The 1560-nt window shown below is 36.2% G+C and carries 1 protein-coding gene; it reads left to right on the top strand.

Annotated features, from left to right (window positions below):
• The first annotated feature begins 134 nt into the window (after window positions 1-134).
• Window positions 135-1487, top strand: a complete 1353-nt coding sequence (locus AAA923_RS12300) for an IS4 family transposase (RefSeq protein ID WP_338217504.1) — start codon at window positions 135-137, stop codon at window positions 1485-1487.
• Window positions 1488-1560 lie beyond the last annotated feature (73 nt).

Raw genomic sequence — 1560 nt, 5'->3', positions numbered from 1 at the left:
CTAAAGGTTGAAAGTTGAATATTATACAATAACCCCGGCATGCCGGGGTTTTATTGTACAAAAATAGACATGAGCTTACTCATATCCTTATAATTAAGTCGCTGAAACCAATATATAAGGGAGTATTCATGTCCATGACTATTTTACAACATTCAGACACTTCAGTTCACCATTCATTTCATAAATTTTCTAAATTGGTACACTTATCTGATATTTTGCGTTCCGCAAATATCAATAAGACAAAAGGTGTTAGGGTAACAGCCTTGTTAGAGTGGCTTATAGCGGCCGTTTTTAACCGTTATTCAATTTTTAGAGCCAATAAAAGTAAATTATTTACAACGAAAACCGTTAGAAATTGTTTAAATAATCCTCATACCAATTGGCAAAGACTAGTTCAGTTGTTGGCAATTAACCTAATATCCTATGTGGAACATTTTACAGATTCTAGAAGACGTCAGGCTTTAATAATAGATGATTCACTATTCAAACGTGAGTTTTCAAAAAATACTGAATTACTAGCGCGTGTTTTTGATCATGACAAACAAAAGTTCTTTAAAGGATTCCGTACTCTAACCGTAGGTTGGAGTGACGGGAATACTTTTCTGCCAATTGACTTTGCATTAATGTCATCGTCAAAGAAAAAGAATCAGTTAGGTGTTTTTAAACGATTTGATAAACGTTCCTTGGCATATAAAAGGCGTGATCAAGCAAAGCGCAAGATGAATGATGTGGCTCTTGAACTAGTAGATTCTGCTGTAAAAAGTGGCATAAAAGCCAAGTATGTTCTTTTTGATAGCTGGTATAGTTCGCCGCACATGTTCTCGGAACTACTCAAACGCGGACTTTTTGCGGTAGGCATGCTCAAAAAAACTAAGAAAGTATACTTCCGCTATCGCGGTCGTACCATGGATGTAAAAACGCTTTATGATATTCTTTGTCGGACCAAGTGGTCCACAAAGGAGAAGTACCTATATAGCTCGATGGTTACCTTTAACGTTGATGGTCAGGAAATGCCCGTTAAATTAGTTTTTGTCACTAAACGTGGAGATAAGAACAACTATCTAGTTCTAGGAACAACGAAAACAAGTTTGGAACCTACTGATATTATTCAATTGTACGCTCGCCGTTGGCAAATTGAAGGCTACTTTAAAGTCGCCAAACAATATCTCCAATTCGATAAAACACAAATCCAAAAGTATGATGGATTGTGTGGTCACTTGGCTATCGTTGCACTTGCTTATGATATTCTCGCCTTAAACCAGCGAGAATATATCGACGATCGAACGATAGGCGATATATTCTATGATTATGGACGAAGTTTGCCTGATATTGCATTCGTTGATGCGCTAGATTTGTTAATAACATCAATAAATGGTCTAGTTAATAATCTTGAAACGGATCATTCGGTATTAAATCAAATCTTTGATGAATTTATAAAAGCATTACCTAGTGGCCTTATCAGGCAACTAGATAATGCTTCGCATTGAAAAAAACTATTTTTTCCACCACATCTCAAGTGGCTCAAGAGGTGTGATCTATTTTTGTGCTTTCAACCTTTAG

The sequence above is a fragment of the Companilactobacillus muriivasis genome (assembly GCF_036246245.1).
Taxonomy (GTDB): Bacteria; Bacillota; Bacilli; order Lactobacillales; family Lactobacillaceae; genus Companilactobacillus; species Companilactobacillus muriivasis.
Note: the sequence above shows the minus strand (reverse complement) of the source record. Positions and strands in the feature narration are given on the sequence as shown.

Coding starts and splice junctions, on each gene's coding strand:
- AAA923_RS12300 (WP_338217504.1), top strand. CDS start 135: ATGACTATTTTACAACATTCAGACACTTCAGTTCACCATTCATTTCAT.